Source organism: Flaviramulus sp. BrNp1-15 (assembly GCF_022259695.1).
Classification (GTDB): Bacteria; Bacteroidota; Bacteroidia; order Flavobacteriales; family Flavobacteriaceae; genus BrNp1-15.
The window spans coordinates 1,875,795-1,892,621 of the sequence record NZ_CP092099.1 but is presented as its reverse complement, the minus strand read 5'-3'; the positions used below and the strand labels follow the sequence as shown (position 1 = coordinate 1,892,621).

Below are 16,827 nucleotides of genomic sequence, written 5' to 3'. Positions count from 1 at the left end.
TAAACTATTATTTATTTTTTTTCTTTTACCATTTTATAATGTTGTTGTATTTGAGATTTTGAAAGACCTAAAAATTTTACTGCATTATCATAATAAATAGCTTTTTTCTGTTCATCAGTAAGCCAATCTAAATTGTAAATTATTTCGATATTTTCTCTTAATGTTCCAAAATAATCTGAAGCAAACATTAATCGATCTCCAAGGCCTTCATTAAATAATCTTTTTACTTGTGGCTCCCATATTTGCTTAGGAGCAAATAAACTTACAGCAGAAATATCACAATAAATTTGAGGGTACAATTTCATTAATTCCAATGACTGCTCAGAATAGCCTCCGCCATAATGCATAAGATATATCTTTAATTTTGGGTGTTTTTCTAAAATAGGTTTTAGTAATTCTGGATTTGCAAAAACAGGATTATAATTAGGCCTTTCTTCTTTATTTACTCGCTCAAGAGGTGGTCCATTATCTGCATGAATTCCAATAGGAATGTTAAACTCTTCTGCAATTTTCCAGTATGGTGCTAATCTTTCATCGGTAGGGGGCACACCATAATAATTAAACATAGACTCTCCTAAAATTTTTAGGTTTCCAGTATTATATATTTCACGAAGTTCAGTTTCATTAAAAAATTCTTTGTCACAAGGTTCATCTTGTTCTACTGTCTTTGTGCAAGGAAAAACTAAACCAGCCCAAAAGCGCTTGTCTGCTTTTGCATACATGTTAGCATATTTTAATGTACCTCCTCCTAAAACTAGTACTACATTATTTTTATTGAAGTCTTCAATAACCCAATCTAGTTTTGCGCTATCTATATCAACTTTTCTTTGGTTATACATTTCTTCATCCTTAAATCCTTTTGTAATATGGAAATGAGTATCAATAATAGGTTGGTTTTTTAAAAATGTGTCAATATCTTTTTGAAATGTTGTTTTTGAATCAGATTTTGTGGTTTGCAAATTCTTGGAATACACAATTTTTGAAACGGCTAAAATTAATAATGCAATAACAATTGTTTTTAATGTTTTCATTTTTGAGATTGTATTATTAGTTTGTTTTAATCCATAATGGCGCTCCTTCTTCCCATTTGTTATGAGTTAAGCGTACTTTTTTACCATCTGCAATACGAACAGCTACAATTTCCCCATACATCTGAGGTGCGAATACGTATGATTGTACTATTGGCTGCTCATCATTAATTCCAAATTCTTCAGTGGTATATATTATCCAATTTCCATCAGGTGAAAAATGTGGATGTCCTTCTTGCCCAATATAAGTAGTTATTTGCTTTGGTGATGACCATGAATTATCAGTTTGACGTTCAATTAAATAAATATCCATAGTTTTAACAACGTCTTGCATATTAGTTCCATTTATATCAGAACAATAGGCTATTTTATTACCATCATGTGAGATTACAGGAAAATTCTCTTTAGCTTCACTATTGGTTAGGTTGGTTATGGTATTGTTTTCTTTTACATAAATATCCATATTGCCAGTAATGCCACTTCTATAAACCATGGTTTTATTATATGCAGAAAAATCTGCAAACCCGTAATTGGCATCTAAATCTGTGATTTTCTCAAGTTTTTTTTCTTCTAAATGATATGTATAGACTGCTCCTTGGGCCTTTGGATTACCTCTAAAACTTCCAACAGAAAACTGTAGAGCTTTTCCATTAGGCGTAAACTTAGTATCAATAATTCGCGCTGATTGCGGATTAAAATCTTTATCTGCTTTAAAATCAAATAGTTCTTGCACTTCATTAGTTTTATAATCTACGATATAGAACTTTGTTGTACTACTTAAAAATGAACCTGTAAACAGAGTTATATACAGCAATCCTATTACATTACCCAATAACATCATGGTATATAGCTTATAGACTGAAGCGATAGGTTTATCTTGTGCTTTTCGTTTTTTATAAAACCTATAAACGAATATCAAAAACGCAAGTAACACAAGTAAAATTATAGCAACATATAACTTAACGGTATTCATAGGAAGCGCATTAAAACCTACCCAATTATTTAATTGTACAAACATAAAAGCGACAATAAAAACTGAAAGAATAGAAAATAATATATACTTCCAAAATGGAATTTCTCTACGCTTTCTAATACTTTTTACTATTCCAACAACAAACCAGATAAGAGCTAGTAGAGGTAATATTAAAAGTGGATATAAAAATGGTGTTACAAAATCTCCAAAGCCTCTAGCTGGATTATAATCATACACCACCTTGGTATCATTTAAAGTTGGTGGCGCAGAGAATGAACGACGAATACCATAAAGAGCAATACTTTTATTTTCTAGACTATCAATAGCAGGATGGTTTTTGACTAAAATATCTCCAAAAAATTCTCCTTTATTATTTTCTGTTTCCTTTAACTTTTTTCCACCATGAAAAACCATGATACCCGAACTGTCATAATCTATATTTAACATGTGAGTATCTGGCTGTACTAATGTTGAATCAATAGTTTTATTAGACGGATTGATTCTGAGTATTTGAAAGGTTTTATTTTCTTGATTCTCATTGGCAAACAAAATCGTTTCATTGTTAATATATAATGGTGATATTGCTGAAATAGGTTCTGGGGTTAACCGTTTTTCATTATCACCATTAATGTCCATGGTATATAATCCTGTGTTATTATTTCTATTGCTATAAAAAATAATTTGAGAATCATCTGTATTCCAATTTGGGCTTCCATCCCAACCTTCAGAATCGGTTAAGCGTTTTATATTGTTTCCATTAGAGGTCATTGTATAAATATCGCCGGTGCGTTGCATGGCAAAAACAAGAAATTTATGAGGTTTTATTTCGTGGGCCCTATCGCTTGAAAAGGCTATGTAATTTCCATCATTTGAAAATCGTGGTCTAAAATCTCCAGCCTTATTGTTTGTAAGATTTTCGGCATCAAAAATTGATAAAGTATCTGAAGGTTTAAATGGTAATTTATAGATTTCGGCATTGCCTTCGTGCGAAGACACAAAAGCTATCCACTTTCCATCTGGTGAAAAATCAACTTGATCTTGCATGGACTTACTTTGTACCAAAAGCCTTGGTAATGTATCGCCTTCAACATGCTTTACGAACAAATGAGGTTTACCTAAACGTTCCGACGTAAATACAACCCAGTTGCCATCTGGACTAATTTTAGCATCATAATCTAAACTTTCATTAGTAGTAAATGCATTAAAACTTTTACCATGATCTTTAGAAATATGAATATCCCAACCTTGTGGGGTAAAGGACGAATAAAATACTTTATCCTTTTCTTGTGTATACCCTATTACTACAATCAACAAGCAAACTAAAAGTATATATTTTTTCATTGTTTTATAACTTTTAATGTTTTTTGAATTTTGTCTAATTGAAGCTTTAAAATATAAATACCTTTAGAGAAAGAATGCATATCAATCATTAAATGGTTTATACCATTATAGTCTTGGGTATAAAGTAATTTTCCTTCGATGTTATATAATTGAACTTTAGAATTCTCAACTATTTTTTCTAATTCTATATATATCTGATTTGTTACCGGATTTGGATATGCTATAATTTTACCTATAGAATTTATACTTTCAATATTTAAAATATTAGAATTAGAAAAGAGACGTGCGTGCCCAGAATTACTGCCATTACCATCGTTAAGATAGGCACCAATAGCTACAATATTTCCATCATCGTTTAAACTAACAGAAACGCCGGAGCGATCTTGTAATGCTTCACCAACAATGTCACTATCAATTTGTTGCCAATTACCAAGTTCATTCTTATAAACTCTAACATGACCTGCATCTGATGCAAAATCGCTATTATATCGTGCGCCTACGGCAAGAATAGTTCCATTACCATTAAGGCTAACAGAAATACCAAACTCATCGTTTATAGCTTCACCATCAATATCATTTCCTATTTGTACCCATGTATTAGATTGATTTTCAAAAACACGAACATGACCAATACCATTATTGTCTACTGCACCAACAGCTAAAATATTACCTGCATTATTTAAACTAACAGCACCACCAAATTTATCATTCATCCCTTCTCCATCAATGTCTGCACCAATTTGAACCCAATTAGTACTTTGATAATTATACACTCTTACATGGCCAGCACCTGTAGTTGCATTAGAATTGTTTGGTGCTCCAATGGCAACAATACTCCCATCTTCGTTGAGACTTACAGCATAACCAGAATTATCTTCTGGATCTTCACCATCAATATCACTACCAATTTGAACCCAATTATTGCTTTGATTCTCATACACACGAACCTGTCCGTAATTACTTCCTACATTTTCTACTAGACCATTATCTGGCGCACCAATTGCAAGTCGATTTCCATCATCGCTTAAACTTACTGAATAACCCGAATGGTCACTTAAATCTTCTCCTATAATATCGGTTCCTACCTGAACCCAATCGCTTACTTGAAAATTAAAAACTCTTACATGACCAGATTCAAAACCATTAGCATTGTTATCTGGTGCACCTACAGCAATCGTATTACCATCAGCACTTATACTTACTGAAAAACCAAATTTGTCGCTCGCTGCAATACCATCAATATCATTACCTTTTTGTTGCCATACATTTGCGTTGTTTTCAAAAACTCGAACATGTCCAGAGGCTGAACCATTATCTGCATTAAAAGGAGCTCCAATAACAATTGTATTACCATCGGCACTTAAACTTACCGTATAACCAGATTGATTGTTTGTGTTTTCACCATCTATATCATTGCCTATTTGCAACCATTGTGCTAGTAAAATATAAGGACACAGTAATAATATCAAAGTAGTACTTTTTATATTCATTATATATTAATTTGAAGTTCTAATTTTTTGATTTTATCTACTTTTAACCTTGTGTTTTATCAAATACTATAGTATCTCCACTATTATCTGTAACCGTAAGCATTGTTGAAGTAATATTATCTATGTTAGCAGTTATAATGTCTGAACCCAGTGTAATGGTTAAAGTTGTGCCATTTAATGTATATGAAGAGGTAGTTGTACCTTGAGATTGACATGTACCAGATCCATCATCAAAAGATTCAACAACAATAGAATTATCTGTATTAAACTTAAATGATGTATTCTTTTCGCAGTCTGAAAAACTTCCAGGTGTTTTAGATTCTTGATACCATTTACTGGAGGTTAATAAATCCTCGGTTTGTTGTTCATTATTGCTGTTACTGTCATCATCACTACTGCAGTTAAATGCAAATAGAATGACAAACAACATGCTTAAGTGTTTAATTGTTTTCATAGTTTTTAGATTAAAAAAAAGAGGAATAATTCTTGAGAGCACTTTCCTTATTCCCCTTTTCAACATTGATTAATAGCATTTTTAATATTTCTTAAACTTCAAAGTTTTTACAATTTTATTATCGCACATTATGTTTAATTGATAAGTGCCTTCTTTTAAATGGTCTATGCTCATAAAAATCTTTGACGGATTATGATTAGATTCCATTGGCTCAACTTGTTCTATTGTCATGATATTTCTTTAGGAAGAATACTTATCTGCTTTTCTTGTAAGTAAAATTAAAAGCATAATAATCAAAGGTATACCACTAATGTAACAATGAATAGAAGGTATGTAACAAGTTGCGTTAAGCTTAGTTTTTACTGCACTTTACAAAGTGTGTTTATTTAGAAATATACTCGTTTGGTGTGCAGTTATATGCTTCTTTAAAGCATTTTATAAAGTATGATGGTGTGTTAAAACCAACTTGATAGGCAACTTCTGAAACGGTTAAATCGGATTCCTTTAAGTAGCCTAATGCCAATTTTAATCGTTGTGACCTAATGAACTCACTTGTTGTAAGTCCTGTTAAGGCTTTTAGTTTTCTGTGCAGTTGCATTCTACTCATTTGCATAGTTATTACAAATGTTTTGGAATTAAATTCAGGGTTAATCAATTGATCATCCAGTACCTTTTGAATGCGTTTAAAGAATTGTTGGTCAACAGAAGACGTTGATAAATCTTTAGCATCAACTTTTAATTCCTGACTGTATCTTTTTTGCAGTTGCCTGCGTAATTCGATTAGCTTTTGAACGCGAATTTTTAGTTTACTACTACTAAACGGTTTTGTAATATAGGCATCTGCACCAATAGTTAGCCCTTTTATTTCGTTCTCCTCTCCTACTTTGGCTGTTAACAGTATAATTGGTATGTGGCTTGTACGTTCATCTTCCTTGAGTTCGTTACAAAGTTCAATTCCATTTTTTTCAGGCATCATAACATCACTAATAATAAGATCTGGAATGTTAGTAATTGCTTTTTTAATACCTCGCTCACCATTATTGGCTTCAATAATTATGAATTCGGAATTAAATATTGACTTTACAAATTGCCTAACATCTAAATCATCTTCAACAATAAGTAAAACTGGTTTTTCTTCTTTAGATGAATCTTTATCTATAGAAACCGTTTGGTTCTGTTTTATATTATCATCTTCCAAAGGCGGTTGTTCCTCTACGATTTCAGAAGGATTAAAAAATGAACGTTCTACTGGTAAGGTAACAGTAAACTGAATTTCGTCTTTGTTTAGCGTATTAGCTACAATATTACCATGAGATAAGGTTGTTAACTCTTTTACCAAAGCAAGTCCCACACCAACACCATCTGAGTTTTTACTGGTTTGATAGAATCGTTTAAAAAGTTTAGGCATATCGTAATTTGATAATGTGTTACCATTATTAATAACATTTATCATTAACTGACCTTCCTTTATTGTAGTATTAAACTTAACAAAGCCATTTTCTGGAGCGTATTTAATGGCATTGGAAAGCAAATTGGTTATGATTTTTTCAATGACATCCTTATCAAAATACACTAAACCCATTTTGGGTATTACCATTTCGAATTGGATGTTTTTTTCTTTTGTTTTATACTCGAAAGCTGATGAAATTTGCTTTAGTAAAACACTTAAATCGTCTTTACTTACAGATAGTTTTAAACTTCCAGATTCTAATTTAGACAGGTCTAAAAGCTGATTAACCAAATTCAGTAATCGTTTAGAGTTACGTTGTACCAAGGTTAATTCTTCCTTATCCTGTTTAGACAATTGTTCTTTGGATAATTGACGTTCTATTGGCCCAGAAATAAGTGTTAATGGTGTTCTAAACTCATGAGAGATATTAGTGTATAACTTTGTTTTAAACTCATCCAGTTTTTTCAATCGTTCGGTCTCTGCATGTTCCATTTGCAGTTTCATTTTCATTTGCCAACGCCATTTCAGGTATTTATAAATCAACAATATTGAAAGTAAAAATAATAACGCATAAATAAACTTTGCCAAATTGGTTAAATACCAAGGCTGTTTAATGGTAAATGAATAAGAGGCAATATCCTTACTCCAAACATCATCATAATTACTGGACTTTACTTTAAAAGTATAGGTATTAGGCTCTAAATTTGTGTAATGAGCGCGATTGTTATTGCCAGATTGAATCCAGTTTTCATCGTGATTTACTAATTGATACTGATAATTATTACGTTCAGGAAGTGAAAAATGCAAACCTGCAAAGGTAAAGGTTACAGTATTTTCATTATGCTTTAGTAACTGATTAGCTTTTAATTCCCTTGGTTTAGCAAAGACTTCCAATGCTGTAATAACCGTTTTAGGAGCAATCGGATTTTGAGTCAGCTGGCTTGGTTTAAACCAGTTTAATCCTTCTAAGCCTCCAAAATAAAGGTAACCATCTTTATCTTTAAAATAAGCTCCAGTATTAAATTCCAAAGCTTGAAGACCATCATAATTATTGTAATTAGTAATTTGCAATGAATCTGTTAATGCAAATTTGGTAATGCCTCTATTGGAACTCAACCAAAGGTTGTTCTTGTCGTCAGGCAATATGCTGTAAACAACGTTGTTTGGCAGACCCTTATCCTTGGAAAAAGTATGTATTGAATTGCTTATAGTATTGAACTTTTTTAGTCCTTTACCATTGGTTCCAATCCATAAAATACTATTGGATGCATCAAAAAAAAGTGATTTGATTTTATCCTTAACCGATTTTATCTCGGATACTGTATCAGTTTTTAAATCAAGTTTAAACAAACCCTTGTCTTCACTACCTATCCATAAACTATTAGTATCTCCTTCTTCTACAGTTCTGATATTATTACTTGTTAAAGCTGGGTATATATTATTGTTTACTTGTTTAATAATACCTTTATTTTTATTAAATTGAATAAGTCCATGATCTCTTGTGGCGAGCCAAATTCTGTTATTTGAATCTTTAAAAATTTTCCAAATAGTATAATCAGACAATTCATTAAAGCTTATAAAACTCCCCGATTTATCTAAAATATTTAATCCGTTACCTTGAAGCCCTATCCATAATAATTCATCATCAAACAAAAGGCTCATAATCCTGTTTGAGCTAATTTTTGAATTGGAAATTGTAAAGGTTTTAAAGCTTTCAGTACTTCTGTCGTATTTAGTTAAACCTTTACCAGAAGTCCCTAACCAAATAGCATTGTTATTATCTGTACAAATGGACCTAACAACATCTACATTAACATTAATAGGTGTTTGAGCATTGGTAAGTACATTGAATTTTGCCAAATTCTCATCATAATAGCTCAAACCTGCTCCATCAGATCCTAACCAAATCGTTCCTGTAAAATCCTGATACAAGCACAAAATATCGTTGTAATGTAGCGCAAAAGGATTTGTTTTTTGTGCTGTAAAATTTGAAATGCTTTTGCGTGAAAAATCAACTAAATAGACACCTTGACCATAGGTTGCAATCCAAAGCCTATTTTTGGTATCTGCCAACATGGATTGAATGTTTAAATTATCTGGCAAATGATTATTATTGAATCCGAGAAACTTTTCAAATTTATTATTGTCTTTGGAAAAATAATAAAGACCGTCTCCAAAAGTACCGAACCAAAGTCCTTTATCGGTTTTAGTGACAAAACTGTAATTGATTGAATTATTAATGAATTTATTGGAATATTCCTTGTTATCAGTAATTTCAATTATTGAGTTTGACGCTGATACATAAACTTTATTGTCGTCTTCATAGAAATTGAATATATCTTTACTTCTATCCTCTTTATTTAATACTTGAATTGTATCACCTTTAGATATTTTATAAAGACCATGTCCATAGGTTCCTATATAGTAATTTAGATTTTGGTCCTGATAAACATCACTAACATTTTTAAACCTTGGAACAGATATAAAGGAATCCTTCTCTTTGATATACTTTTCCAATTCACCCGAAATATTAACTATCCATAATTGGCCAATTCTGTCGGTATAAACCTTTCCTAATTTACTGAATGTTGGTCTGGTAATGTCTGTAAATTGCTTATTGTAGATTTTAAAATTTCTACCGTCATATCTATTCAATCCATCTTGGGTTGCAAACCATAAATAGCCAATACTATCCTGAGAAATACTCACAACACTGTTTTGAGACAACCCTTCTTCTACGGTAAGCGATTTGAAAGAAATTTGCTTTTGCAGGGTCTGTTTGTTATTGTTTTGTGATAAAGCAATAACAGGCAAGAATAAAAAAATGACAACAACTTTTAAGTAATACATTAATTTAAAACATATTACGTAAAGTTAAAAAAAGAAACTAAATGGTTATAAAGCCGATTTTATACAATTAAGCATTGTATTTGCTCGTTGTTTCAACTCTTCTTCTGTCCATGATAATTTTATTAAACAAGAAATGTTTCTTGCTATGTAATTATCAGACTGTTTAAATTCTTTGGTTTTAAGATATTCCAATCCTTTTTTAACCTCAATAGAAATTGGAAATAGAGATTTTAAATTCTTTAAATGGTCCCATTTTCTAATATAATGCCAATTGTTATCGTAGTAATGAAAACAAGCATCTACTCCATTTTCTTTAAAAGCTTGAGAAACTTTACGGGCAATTTCTAAATCTGGTAGAAAGAAGTTTAAAAATGCATAACTTTCTTCTCCGCCTTCGGGAACTCTTCTAAAAGTAACTTCTGGAATTTCTGATAACACTTCTCTTAAAACTGTAAAATTTTTCTTTTGAATTTCTAAAAATTCTGGTAAACGTTTTATTTGCGCTAGACCAACTGCAGCATGAAGCTCTGATATTCTAAAATTATAACCTAAAAACGGATGGGTTTCTGCTCCTCTATCGTTACCTACATGATCGTGACCATGATCGCTGTAATGATCAGCATTTAAATAATAATCTTTGTTATTGGTTATTACCGCTCCTCCTTCTCCGCAAGTTATTGTTTTTACAAAATCGAATGAGAAACAGCCTAAATCTCCAATACTTCCTAATGGTTTACCTTTGTATGAACCACCAATAGCTTGACAAGCATCTTCTACCAACAACAAATCATGTTTATTACATATAGTTTGCAAAGCATCCATATTACCCATACTACCACACATTTGAACTACCATAACAGCTTTGGTTTTTTGTGTTATAGCTGCTTCTACTGCTTTTGGGCACACTGCTAATGTATCATCTATATCTACTAAAACTGGTATAACTCCAAGCATCATAATAGCTTCAAAACTGGCTACAAATGTGAATGTTGGCATAATAACCTCATCTCCTGCTCCAACACCCGCTGCTGCTAAAGCTACTGAAACTGCTGCTGTACCACTAGAAACTAATTGAACATGCTTAGATTTGAATGTGTTTTGTAACTGAGATTCTAATTCCTTAGCTTTCCAATGCCCTTTACGCATACCATCAAAACCATAACGCATTAATACGCCATTGTCTAGCACATCGTTAACTTCTTTTCTTTCGGCATCGCCAAATAATTCAAATCCTGGCATAATATTATTTTAAAATTTTAATTATTGTTTTAGTTTGCGTTAGGGATTAGAGCTAGTTACCGTGTAACGCGGAAAGCCCGACCTGAAAGGTAACGCTCAAATTACTATTTATATTTCAATTATGGTTTCTTCTAGAGGTTTTCTAACTTTTTTAAATTCTGAAAACATATCGTCTTTGGCTCTAAATCCTATTGGAAGCAATAAAACAGATTTTAATCCGCGATCTTGTAAACCTAATAACTCATCGTATTTCTCAGGAATAAATCCTTCCATTGGGCAAGCGTCTATACCTTCTATTGCACATACTGTCATTAGATTGCCTAGTGCTATGTATGCTTGGTTTTTGGACCATTGCTGGCGCTCTGTAACAGACATGTTATCCATGGTTTGTATTAAGCTCTCTCTGTATGGTTTTAAAATAGTTTCTGAGGTATTGCGTATATCTTTTATATTATCGTAATATGATACTACATCTTCTTTTAAAATATTGTCTTGAATGCAAATAACTAATAAATGTGATGCTTCTGAAACTTGTTTTTGATGAAATGAGTGTTCTATTAATGGTTTACGTAACTCATTGTTTTCTATAATTACTAGTGATATGGTTTGTAAACCAAAAGATGTTGCGGTTAAATTGAAAGCCTCTTTTATTGTATTGATTTGACTATCAGTTAATTTCTTAGATGCATCAAATTTTTTGGTAGCATATCGCCACTTTAAATGCTTAATAATGTTCATATAGTTTATAAATAGTTTAGCAAAAATAATACTTGACAGGTGTTTTTATGGTAAAAAAGCTATAAAATTAAAGAATAGTGTCATCAAAAAAATTATTTTAAAAAATTGATGTTTTATTTGAAAGAATTAAAAAAGGGTTCTATATTTGCACCCGCATTCAGGAAATACCTGATGAGGCACTCAAGGAGAAATGGCAGAGTGGTCGAATGCGGCAGTCTTGAAAACTGTTGAGGGTCACACCTCCGGGGGTTCGAATCCCTCTTTCTCCGCGAAAAACATGTTTCAAAAGAAACATAAAATTTTAAAACCCTTTAAACATTAGTGTTTAAAGGGTTTTTCCATTTTTGGATATTTTCGAATTGAACCTAAAAGTGTAAAATTTAGTTACCCTATTACCAATTTAGGTTCGATTCTAAAATAAGAATTACCCCATCACACTACTTAGCTTAAACATTGGCAAATACATGGCAATAAGTATAACACCAACCAGAATACCTACAATTAAAATAATAAAAGGTTCCATAATTGTGGAGAGCATTTTAGATTTTTGTTCCACTTGTGTATTGTATTGCATATTAAGTCTATCAAAAATATATTCTGTTTGATTCGTTTCTTCTGCAACTTTAACCAAGGCTATCATTTTTTCATCAAATAGTTTGTGCTTACTCAAACTTTTGCTCAAGGATTCGCCTTTTAAAATATGTTGTTCTACAGTTTCTAAAGCATTTTGCAACGGATAAAAATTGATCATTTGCTTTACCAATTGAATACTGTTTACAACGGGCACTTTAGAAGCAGTTAATAAAGATACAGCTTGAGTGAATTGTGATAAATAAACGAGCTTAACAAACTTGCCTATAAAAGGTAGTTTAAGAATCATGCTATCCTTGAATTGCTTAAAGCGTTGTTTTTTATTAAAGAATGATTGTGACCCTATAAGAATAATACAAAGCATAAAAATTATTAAACCATAACGGCTTAAAAATTCTGACACTTTAATTATAAATTTTGTTATGGCTGGTAATTCAATACCTTGTTGCTTAAAAATATCTTGAAACATAGGCACTACATAATGTAACATAAAAACGACAACAAGAACAGCTGTAGTTAAAATAATAACAGGATAGGTTAAAGCACTAATTAAGTTTCTTCGCTGTTCATTTTTTTTGGCATAAAAACTTCCTAATTGCTCACTTACCTTAGCTAAAGTCCCGGTTTCTTCGCCAATTTTAATGGAATGAAATTCATAACTAGTAAATTGATTATGAACTTTTAAAGCCTCTGATAGACTTTGGCCTGAAACAATATCCTTTGATATTGTTTTTAATAACTCTTTATTTTGGTTCTTCTTTTGAGAATTTTCAATAAGTTCTAAGCCATCTTTTAATGACACTCCTGCTTTTAACAATACACCCAACTCAGTATAAAAATCTTCTTTTACCTTGTTAGAAAAAGTGTTATTAAACCATGTGATTTCCTTTTTAAGAAAAGCAAGATTGTCTGTTGACTCTTTCTCTACTGAAACTTTTTGTGATATGTTATCTAACTGAAATGCCATTAGTTCATGAATAAGGTGGCATCATTTTGTTTAAATACAAAAAGTTGCTGATTTTGAAATGTTTTAGATGTCTCCATTTTAATGGCATCTATTTGTCCATTTTGAGCTTTGGTTCCATCAAAAAAGAATAATTTGTTTTGTACTTGAATATTGAAGGTATCTAGGTTTTTAAGAATAGAATCTTCAGTAAATTTATATGAAATCGTATCCATTTCTGAAGTAAAAATCAATTCATCATCCACTATGTCATATTTTATATTGGTGTATCTATTAAAATCAATCCATAAAGCCTGCTCTAGTTTATTGAGTTCGGTGTTTTTAGTAAAATTACTTTGAATACTACTCATATGTTTTTGCACCATAGATAAAACAGAAAAAGCCATACCAACTATAATACTAGTGATGATGATGACCACAATCATTTCACTTAAAGTAAAAGCTTGTATTTTGTGTTTAGTTTTCAATAATTTCCTTTGTAACCGTTTTACTGGCCTTAGAATTTACAGCTTCAAGCTTAATTATATTTATACCCCTATCATTATCGCGTTCTATTGCTATTTCCCAAAACTTATAATCATCATAAGCTGGTATATTGATTTTGTCATTTATATATAAATATTCTAATTCATTTAATTTTGCATTAATATTTCTAGTATTGTTTTTAATTGTATTCGAAAATAAATTATTTAAAATCATACTGGCTATTATAAATACAACCACGATAAGGACTGTAGCAACTAAAGTTTCCATTAAAGTAGATGCCTTTATTTTCTTCAATACAACCATTTTACAATCCCTTTTTTTGAGTTTTTAAATGATAAGCCTACAAATTCTTGTGGTAAATTATTAACTATTATTTTTCCATTATAAATATGGTTTTGATATGCTGAACCCGATTGATTTGCGACAAAGCCGGATGTAAATACACTACCATAAACATTTCCTAGAAGTTCTAGATTTTTATTGCAATACACCTCTCCTATTATAGTTGCGCTATCTTCTATAAAAACTTGTGATTTGTAATTTTTAATATTTCCCAAATAAATTAAACTTCCTTTAATGGTGGTATTTTTATCAATTTTAATAGTAGCTGTTTCTTTTAGGTTTTTATTATTTTCATCATATTCAGTTTTATCATATAAAATAAAACTACTTGGGTAATTGAGCTCACAATGGCTACCAACATTAATTTCTTTTGATGCAAAGGCTTGAAATGTTCCTGTAACATAATTCTTTACTTCTATTTTAGGAGCAATTAAAATAATGTCTTTTAAGTTCGCAGATGCATCCACAATTATTTTGGATTCAGATTGCACTAAAATGTGACCTGTTAAGTTAACTCCTAAAAGATTAATAGTTTCCAAACTATAAATAACTTGTAAAGGATTGTAAAAGGAATTCTTATGCGTTCTGTTCTCACTTAAATCTATAAACTGATCGGATTCTACAGTTTCATAAATTCTACTCAATTTTTTAATTTGATTAAGTGTTTCAGTATGGAGTTTAGGGAACTCAGTACATGTTTTTTGTTTCCCGTAAATTAACTGATCGCCGTAATACGAATGCCCAGAAATGTTGCCTGTTCTAACACCTTGTTTTGGTAAATACGTTACCCCTTGTATTTTGGTGTTTCCAACAACTACTAAAGGTTTGTTGTTGTCTTCTATATAAAGAGCTGTTCTATCAATTTCAGGTTGAGACGCACCTAGTAAAGCGGTTTTCTTAAAGGTCTTATTTTTTATTGAAGACATGGAAGTAACCTTTTCAAAAAGTCCCCAATAATCACGATATACTTTTAAAGTTTTATAATCTTCATCTTCTAAATTAACGGAAATAGTATCATGAAGCTGATAACTATTGTTTAAAGTATAGTTTATTCCTCGATCTGCATTATTAATGGTTTCCAATACAAAATCTGTGTGAACTTTAAAGGTTTTATGTGTGTGAATTAAAATAATAAAAGCAGCCAATAATAATGCAATAACCACTACCACAAACATGGTAAGTTGTAATGCACCAGCTTTTACTTTAAAAAAAATCATGTTTTAGCAATGGTTTTTCTTTCACCTTTATAGCTTACTAGAATGTTATCACTATTTCCTTTAATTAATTTAACCTCATTGATAGATTGACCCATTTTCATGGGATATTGCTGACCATTTATAGAAACTATAAACACTTTATTTTTAGTGTTTTGTTTAGAAATTGAACCATGATAGATAACAGGAACCCAATTTTCTTTTGATTTATTGGATGTTTTTTGAGTTGATTTTTTTTTGTTTGAGCCCAAAAAAGTTCCTAAAAAAGGATCTCTATTAACTTTTTGAATAGAAAAAGTATCAACTTGAGTATTGATATTAGGGCTAAAAGCCATATCAAAATTTTGAGTTACTATTTCTGGTTCTGGAGGATTAATAGTTGAAATTATTTTATAACCAACTACACCCCAAATACCTAAAACCGCAGCTAAAAGCACATATGTTTTTGTTTTATTCTTCAATGGTAAAACTTTGTATTCTATATTCTGTATAATACTCTGAGTTTTGTGCCCGAATACGCCACTCATATGCTTTTTCATCCAAACTTGTTGAAAAACTTGTATTCGTTAAGACACTGTCTTTCACAATTTGTAGAGCATTTTCAAAAGATGGAGTAGCTATCTGTAAATGGTAGGTTTCTGCATCTTCCAAAGCTTCCCATGTAAAAGTAACTGAAGTAGTGTTTAGTAGGGCATTATCTGTTGGAGCCAAAATATTTACTTCATTTTCTGAAATATCTTCAACTTCTACAATATCATCACAAGACACCAAGCAAAAAGTGAAGCATAATATAAATAGGAAATATTTCATTTTATTATAATTTAAAATAATTGATGTGCTTTTTAGCACGATTTGCAGACCTGTACGTTTTATTTGGGCAATTATTAAATTCACTAACCAAATCCACAATATTAAGTTGGTATTTATTATTTTCTTGCCAACAACAATGAGACGTTTTATACTCAAATACTACAACTTGATTAAATGATATAATCTCTTTGTTTTTATTAGCATCAAATAGCTGCAAAGCGTAGCTTTTATAAGCTTCTTCTACTAAATAAACTGCTTCAGCACTTTTTACTCTTTCTAAATCCTTCTGGTTTAAGGCTATAGATAAGCTAGTTAAAACATTAGTGTTTCTATTGTTACTTAAATAGCTTTTAATATCATTGTTTTCTTTAGTGTTTAATGATTGTATAACAGCTACTTTGTCTGCTATTTGCAATTGTATATACTGCGATTTATTAGGAATAGAATCTATAAAAACAATATTAATACCTAATGCTTGTAGCTCTTTTGCTTTTGTAAAAGCCTTGTGAGTTTGCTTATTAAAAGGTTTAATATTTACTGCTAATTTTATGGGGTCATCATATTTTGGTATAGCTGTAATATTATAATTTTGTTGCAACAAAAAATCTTTATCTGTACCAATACTACCCAATTGCAGCTGTTGTCTTGTTTTTGTTTGAGTAACTTGATCAAAACTTAAAGTTTTACAACTAGTTAGAGTTAAAAATAAGCCTGTAAATATTAATAAATGTTTTATCATTCTTTAATTTATAGTAAGAACTAAAAATACAAGAATAACAATTATAAAAAGTAAGGTTAAACCTTACTCTTGATAAGGTAAGACATAGCTTTTTAAAAAATAAAAAGTCATTTAGTAC

At 30.8% G+C, this 16,827-nt stretch carries 15 protein-coding genes and 1 tRNA gene; 1 reads left to right on the top strand and 15 read right to left on the bottom strand.

Going from position 1 to position 16,827, the window contains the following annotated elements; all coding sequences use genetic code 11:
- Positions 1-11: 11 nt before the first annotated feature.
- From MBM09_RS08420 to MBM09_RS08385, 8 genes are all read right to left on the bottom strand, one after another.
- Complete coding sequence (locus MBM09_RS08420; RefSeq protein ID WP_238673261.1) at positions 12-1,031, bottom strand: amidohydrolase family protein; 1,020 nt, start codon at positions 1,029-1,031, stop codon at positions 12-14.
- A gap of 16 nt (positions 1,032-1,047) precedes the next feature.
- Positions 1,048-3,342: a DUF5050 domain-containing protein gene (locus MBM09_RS08415; protein WP_238673260.1), complete on the bottom strand. Its 2,295-nt coding sequence runs from the start codon at positions 3,340-3,342 to the stop codon at positions 1,048-1,050.
- Entirely contained in the window at positions 3,339-4,832 is a 1,494-nt protein-coding gene (locus MBM09_RS08410) for a T9SS type A sorting domain-containing protein (RefSeq protein WP_238673259.1), read from the bottom strand. Before MBM09_RS08410 ends, MBM09_RS08415 begins: the two co-directional genes overlap by 4 nt.
- Before the next feature lie 43 nt (positions 4,833-4,875).
- A complete protein-coding gene (locus MBM09_RS08405; RefSeq protein WP_238673258.1) occupies positions 4,876-5,286 on the bottom strand; it encodes a lipocalin family protein in 411 nt (136 codons plus the stop codon).
- An 81-nt stretch (positions 5,287-5,367) separates the two neighbouring features.
- Positions 5,368-5,517, bottom strand: coding sequence for a hypothetical protein (locus tag MBM09_RS08400; protein ID WP_238673257.1), 150 nt, complete (start codon positions 5,515-5,517; stop codon positions 5,368-5,370).
- 151 nt (positions 5,518-5,668) lie between these two features.
- Complete coding sequence (locus tag MBM09_RS08395; protein WP_238673256.1) at positions 5,669-9,586, bottom strand: two-component regulator propeller domain-containing protein; 3,918 nt, start codon at positions 9,584-9,586, stop codon at positions 5,669-5,671.
- A 45-nt stretch (positions 9,587-9,631) separates the two neighbouring features.
- Positions 9,632-10,825 carry a DegT/DnrJ/EryC1/StrS aminotransferase family protein gene (locus MBM09_RS08390; protein ID WP_238673255.1) on the bottom strand — a complete coding sequence of 398 codons (1,194 nt, stop codon included), beginning with the start codon at positions 10,823-10,825 and terminating at the stop codon, positions 9,632-9,634.
- A 108-nt stretch (positions 10,826-10,933) separates the two neighbouring features.
- Positions 10,934-11,563 carry an NAD(P)H-dependent oxidoreductase gene (locus tag MBM09_RS08385; RefSeq protein WP_238673254.1) on the bottom strand — a complete coding sequence of 210 codons (630 nt, stop codon included), beginning with the start codon at positions 11,561-11,563 and terminating at the stop codon, positions 10,934-10,936.
- A gap of 184 nt (positions 11,564-11,747) precedes the next feature.
- On the opposite strand from MBM09_RS08385, the gene MBM09_RS08380 reads away from it, so the two are divergent.
- A tRNA-Ser gene (locus tag MBM09_RS08380) sits at positions 11,748-11,832 on the top strand.
- Between the two features lie 155 nt (positions 11,833-11,987).
- Here MBM09_RS08380 and MBM09_RS08375 read toward each other — a convergent pair.
- The 7 genes from MBM09_RS08375 to MBM09_RS08345 are packed head-to-tail and all read right to left on the bottom strand — an operon-like array spanning position 11,988 to position 16,709.
- Positions 11,988-13,121, bottom strand: coding sequence for a type II secretion system F family protein (locus tag MBM09_RS08375; protein WP_238673253.1), 1,134 nt, complete (start codon positions 13,119-13,121; stop codon positions 11,988-11,990).
- Complete coding sequence (locus MBM09_RS08370) at positions 13,121-13,585, bottom strand: prepilin-type N-terminal cleavage/methylation domain-containing protein (protein WP_238673252.1); 465 nt, start codon at positions 13,583-13,585, stop codon at positions 13,121-13,123. Before MBM09_RS08370 ends, MBM09_RS08375 begins: the two co-directional genes overlap by 1 nt.
- Positions 13,575-13,907, bottom strand: coding sequence for a hypothetical protein (locus tag MBM09_RS08365; RefSeq protein WP_238673251.1), 333 nt, complete (start codon positions 13,905-13,907; stop codon positions 13,575-13,577). The genes MBM09_RS08370 and MBM09_RS08365 overlap by 11 nt, the downstream gene beginning before the upstream one ends.
- A complete protein-coding gene (locus MBM09_RS08360; protein WP_238673250.1) occupies positions 13,895-15,163 on the bottom strand; it encodes a hypothetical protein in 1,269 nt (422 codons plus the stop codon). The genes MBM09_RS08365 and MBM09_RS08360 overlap by 13 nt, the downstream gene beginning before the upstream one ends.
- Positions 15,160-15,621, bottom strand: a complete 462-nt coding sequence (locus MBM09_RS08355; RefSeq protein ID WP_238673249.1) for a hypothetical protein — start codon at positions 15,619-15,621, stop codon at positions 15,160-15,162. Before MBM09_RS08355 ends, MBM09_RS08360 begins: the two co-directional genes overlap by 4 nt.
- Positions 15,611-15,970, bottom strand: a complete 360-nt coding sequence (locus MBM09_RS08350) for a hypothetical protein (RefSeq protein WP_238673248.1) — start codon at positions 15,968-15,970, stop codon at positions 15,611-15,613. The genes MBM09_RS08355 and MBM09_RS08350 overlap by 11 nt, the downstream gene beginning before the upstream one ends.
- Before the next feature lie 4 nt (positions 15,971-15,974).
- Entirely contained in the window at positions 15,975-16,709 is a 735-nt protein-coding gene (locus tag MBM09_RS08345; RefSeq protein WP_238673247.1) for a hypothetical protein, read from the bottom strand.
- Positions 16,710-16,827 lie beyond the last annotated feature (118 nt).